Consider the following 4,763-nt stretch of genomic DNA (forward strand, 5'->3'; position numbering starts at 1 on the left):
GCCCGGGGAGGCAGCTCGGGGCGCCCCGGGTGGCTCGGCGCTGCTAGTGGCGTTCTGCCTGGAGGCGGGCTACGTACGCCGCTGCCTGGGAGCGGCGTTCCATCCCCAGTTTGGACAGGAGCGAGGAGACATAGTTCTTGATCGTCTTCTCCGCCAGATGCAGACGCTCGCCGATCACCCGGTTCGTGAGCCCCTCACCGATCAGGTCGAGGATCTTGCGCTCCTGCTCCGTGAGGCTCGCCAGCCGGGCGTCGCCCCGGTTCGCGCCGCCGTCGCGCAGCCGCTCCAGGACCCGGGCGGTCGCGACCGGGTCGAGCAGGGACTTGCCCGCCGCCACGTCCCGTACCGCCGAGAGCAGCTCACTGCCGCGGATCGCCTTCAGGACATATCCGGACGCACCCGCCATGATCGCGTCGAACAGGGCTTCGTCATCCGCGAACGAGGTCAGCATCAGGCATTTGATGTCCTCGTCCTGCGAGCGGATCTCGCGGCAGACCTCCACACCGCTGCCGTCCGGCAGCCGGACGTCCAGGACGGCCACGTCCGGACGGGTCGCCGGGATCCTGACCAGGGCATCCGCCGCCGTACCGGCCTCTCCGACCACCTCGATATCGTCCTCGACGGAGAGCATTTCGTGGACGCCCCGGCGGACCACTTCGTGGTCGTCGAGCAGGAATACGGTGATTTTGCCTGGTTCGCGCACGGAATCAGTTTCACACATTCGCTCTTCCCGTGCCGTAGGTGACCGGGATAACGTGCCGTTGTTCCGGCGGCCTGCAAGGCTGTCATCAGTGCTGTGACCAGTGGTTGTTCCCCACTTTCTCGATTTACTTGGAAATCCAAGCAAAATCGCAGGTCAAATGGGGTTTCGCAGGAATGCGCAGCACTGGGTAACGTGCCTATGACAGGGCGCTCGCCGGGGCACCTGTCACGCCTGATTCCCGGTGAGGCGCACCCACCCCCGTGCACCGCGACCGGAAGCAGGCGAGGAGCCGCAACTGGCCACACCGGCGAACCCGGGGGCCGGACAGACGGAGGAGCACGCACGTGACCGTGGAGAGCACTGCCGCGCGCAAACCGCGACGCAGCAGCAAGCGCACCGGTAGCAGCGCCGGGAAGGCTGTGGCCGACCCTCAGCTCGTACAGCTGCTGACGCCCGAGGGCCAGCGGGTCGAGCACCCTGACTACGACGTTGACCTGACCCCCGAAGAGCTGCGCGGGCTCTACCGCGACATGGTGCTGACCCGGCGCTTCGACGCCGAGGCCACCGCACTGCAGCGCCAGGGCGAGCTGGGCCTGTGGGCCTCGCTGCTCGGCCAGGAGGCAGCCCAGATCGGCTCCGGCCGCGCGCTGCGCGACGACGACTACGTCTTCCCCACCTACCGGGAGCACGGTGTCGCCTGGTGCCGGGGGGTCGACCCCACCAACCTGCTCGGCATGTTCCGTGGCGTCAACCACGGCGGCTGGGACCCCAACACCAACAATTTCCATCTGTACACGATCGTCATCGGCTCGCAGACGCTCCACGCGACCGGTTACGCCATGGGCGTGGCCAAGGACGGCGCGGACTCGGCCGTGATCGCGTACTTCGGCGACGGGGCCTCCAGCCAGGGCGATGTAGCGGAGTCGTTCACCTTCTCCGCCGTCTACAACGCCCCGGTCGTGTTCTTCTGCCAGAACAACCAGTGGGCGATCTCGGAGCCGACCGAGAAGCAGACCCGGGTGCCGCTCTACCAGCGCGCCCAGGGCTACGGCTTCCCCGGCGTCCGCGTCGACGGCAACGACGTGCTCGCCTGTCTGGCGGTGACCCGGTCCGCCCTGGAGCGGGCCCGGCGCGGCGAGGGCCCGACCCTGGTCGAGGCGTTCACGTACCGGATGGGCGCGCACACCACCTCCGACGACCCGACCAAGTACCGGGCCGACGAGGAGCGCGAGGCCTGGGAGGCCAAGGACCCGATCCTGCGTCTGAAGACCTACCTGGAGAACGAGGGCCACGCCGACGAGGCGTTCTTCGCCTCCCTGGAGGAGGAGTCCGAGACGCTCGGCAAGCGGGTCCGCGAGGCGGTCCGCGCCATGCCCGACCCGGACCGGATGGCCATCTTCGAGAACATCTACGCCGACGGGCACGCGCTCGTCGACGAGGAGCGGGCCCAGTTCGCGGCCTACCAGGCGTCCTTCGCCGACGGGGAGGGCAAGTAGCCATGACCGTACAGAAGCTTCCCATCGCGAAGGCGATCAACGAGTCGCTGCGCAAGGCGATGGAGACCGACCCCAAGGTCCTCATCATGGGCGAGGACGTCGGCAAGCTCGGCGGTGTCTTCCGGGTCACCGACGGGCTGCAGAAGGACTTCGGCGAGGGCCGGGTCATCGACACCCCGCTCGCCGAGTCCGGCATCGTCGGCACCGCGATCGGTCTGGCCCTGCGCGGCTACCGCCCGGTCGTGGAGATCCAGTTCGACGGGTTCGTCTTCCCGGCGTACGACCAGATCGTCACCCAGCTCGCGAAGATGCACGCCCGCGCGCTCGGCAAGATCAAGCTGCCGGTCGTCGTCCGTATCCCCTACGGCGGCGGCATCGGCGCGGTCGAGCACCACAGCGAGTCCCCCGAGGCGCTCTTCGCGCATGTGCCGGGCCTCAAGGTCGTCTCGCCCTCCAACGCCTCCGACGCGTACTGGATGATGCAGCAGGCCATCCAGTCCGACGACCCCGTCATCTACTTCGAGCCCAAGCGCCGCTACTGGGACAAGAGCGAGGTCGACACCGAGGCCATCCCCGGCCCGCTCCACAAGGCCACCACGGTCGTGGAGGGTTCGGATCTCACCCTCGTGGCGTACGGTCCGATGGTGAAGGTCTGCGTGGAGGCCGCCGCGGCAGCCGCCGAGGAGGGCAAGTCGATCGAGGTCCTGGACCTGCGCTCGATGTCCCCGATCGACTTCGACGCGGTGCAGGCGTCGGCGGAGAAGACCGGCCGCCTGGTCGTGGTCCACGAGGCGCCGGTGTTCTACGGCGCCGGCGCGGAGATCGCCGCGCGGATCACCGAGCGCAGCTTCTACCACCTGGAGGCACCGGTGCTCCGGGTCGGCGGCTACCACGCCCCGTACCCGCCGGCGCGCCTGGAGGAGGAGTACCTGCCGGGTCTGGACCGGGTGCTCGACGCCGTCGACCGCTCGCTGGCGTACTGAGGAGTCCCGTGACCATGACTGAAACTTCCGCCCGCTTCCGCGAGTTCAAGATGCCGGACGTCGGCGAGGGACTCACCGAGGCGGAGATCCTCAAGTGGTACGTCCAGCCCGGTGACACCGTCACCGACGGCCAGGTCGTCTGCGAGGTGGAGACGGCGAAGGCGGCCGTCGAGCTGCCGATCCCGTTCGACGGGGTGGTGCACGAACTGCGCTTCCCCGAGGGCACCACGGTGGACGTCGGCGAGGTGATCATCTCGGTGGACGTGGCCCCGGGCTCCGGCGAGCCGGCCCCCGAGGCGGCCACTCCGGCCCAGACCCCGGTCGCCGAGGCGCCCGCCGAGCCCGAGAAGCCCAAGGGCCGCCAGCCCGTTCTGGTCGGCTACGGCGTCGCCGAGTCCTCGACCAAGCGCCGTCCGCGCAAGGGCGCCCCGGTGCCCGGGCAGGCCACGGCCGCGGTGCAGGCCGAGCTCAACGGCAACGGCTCCGCGCCCGTCGCCCGGCCGCTGGCCAAGCCCCCGGTCCGCAAGCTGGCCAAGGACCTGGGCATCGACCTGGCGAACGTGGTCCCGACCGGCCCGGACGGCGTCATCACCCGCGAGGACGTCCACGCGGCGGCTGCCCCGGCCGCCGAGCAGGCCGCGCCGACCGGTGTTTCACGTGAAACAACTCCCGCGCTCGCCGCGGCCGTTGTTGCCTCCGCCTCCTCCGACGCACGCGAGACCCGTATCCCCATCAAGGGCGTACGCAAGGCGACCGCGCAGGCGATGATCGGCTCGGCGTTCACCGCGCCGCACGTCACCGAGTTCGTGACGGTGGACGTGACGCGCACGATGAAGCTGGTCGAGGAGCTCAAGGGCGACAAGGAGATGGCGGGCCTGCGGGTCAACCCGCTCCTGATCATCGCCAAGGCGCTGCTCGTCGCCATCAAGCGCAACCCCGACGTCAACGCGTCGTGGGACGAGGCGGCGCAGGAGATCGTCCTCAAGCACTATGTGAACCTGGGCATCGCCGCCGCCACCCCGCGCGGACTGATCGTCCCGAACATCAAGGACGCGCACGACAAGACGCTCCCGCAACTGGCGGCGGCGCTGGGCGACCTGGTCGCCACGGCCCGCGAGGGCAAGACCTCCCCGGCGGCGATGCAGGGCGGCACGGTCACCATCACCAACGTCGGCGTCTTCGGCGTCGACACCGGCACGCCGATCCTCAACCCCGGCGAGTCGGCGATCCTCGCGATCGGTGCGATCAAGCTCCAGCCCTGGGTCCACAAGGGCAAGGTGAAGCCCCGCCAGGTCACCACCCTGGCCCTGTCGTTCGACCACCGCCTGGTCGACGGTGAGCTGGGCTCCAAGGTGCTGGCCGATGTGGCGGCGATCCTGGAGCAGCCCAAGCGGCTGATCACCTGGGCGTAACCGCACCGCCCTGAGCGCGCACCCGTGCCCCCGGACGCTTCGGCGCCCGGGGGCACGGTCGTGTCGCCCGGCGGGCGGCAGGCCGAGGGGACGCGTTCCGTCATGCGGACGCCCCTTTCTCACGTACACCTGTTGTATCTATCCTGTGCGCATGCCGTCCGCCCCCGCC

At 69.6% G+C, this 4,763-nt stretch carries 4 protein-coding genes; 3 read left to right on the forward strand and 1 reads right to left on the reverse strand.

Translation table 11 applies throughout. The features are described 5' to 3' along the window. Positions 1-43: 43 nt before the first annotated feature. Positions 44-703 (reverse strand): response regulator, encoded by a 660-nt coding sequence (locus tag ACJA3G_RS30375; RefSeq protein WP_406556250.1) that lies wholly within the window; start codon positions 701-703, stop codon positions 44-46. Between the two features lie 344 nt (positions 704-1,047). Between ACJA3G_RS30375 and pdhA the strand changes: the two genes are divergently transcribed. From pdhA to ACJA3G_RS30390, 3 genes are read left to right on the forward strand one after another with little or no spacing between them, the layout of a single operon-like run. Then, positions 1,048-2,199 (forward strand): pyruvate dehydrogenase (acetyl-transferring) E1 component subunit alpha, encoded by a 1,152-nt coding sequence (gene pdhA / locus ACJA3G_RS30380; RefSeq protein WP_406556251.1) that lies wholly within the window; start codon positions 1,048-1,050, stop codon positions 2,197-2,199. A gap of 2 nt (positions 2,200-2,201) precedes the next feature. Next, positions 2,202-3,182 carry an alpha-ketoacid dehydrogenase subunit beta gene (locus ACJA3G_RS30385; protein WP_406556252.1) on the forward strand — a complete coding sequence of 327 codons (981 nt, stop codon included), beginning with the start codon at positions 2,202-2,204 and terminating at the stop codon, positions 3,180-3,182. 14 nt (positions 3,183-3,196) lie between these two features. Beyond that, positions 3,197-4,594 (forward strand): dihydrolipoamide acetyltransferase family protein, encoded by a 1,398-nt coding sequence (locus ACJA3G_RS30390; RefSeq protein ID WP_406556253.1) that lies wholly within the window; start codon positions 3,197-3,199, stop codon positions 4,592-4,594. Positions 4,595-4,763: the final 169 nt, after the last annotated feature.

This window comes from Streptomyces sp. YS-3, assembly GCF_045257485.1.
Taxonomy (GTDB): domain Bacteria; phylum Actinomycetota; class Actinomycetes; order Streptomycetales; family Streptomycetaceae; genus Streptomyces.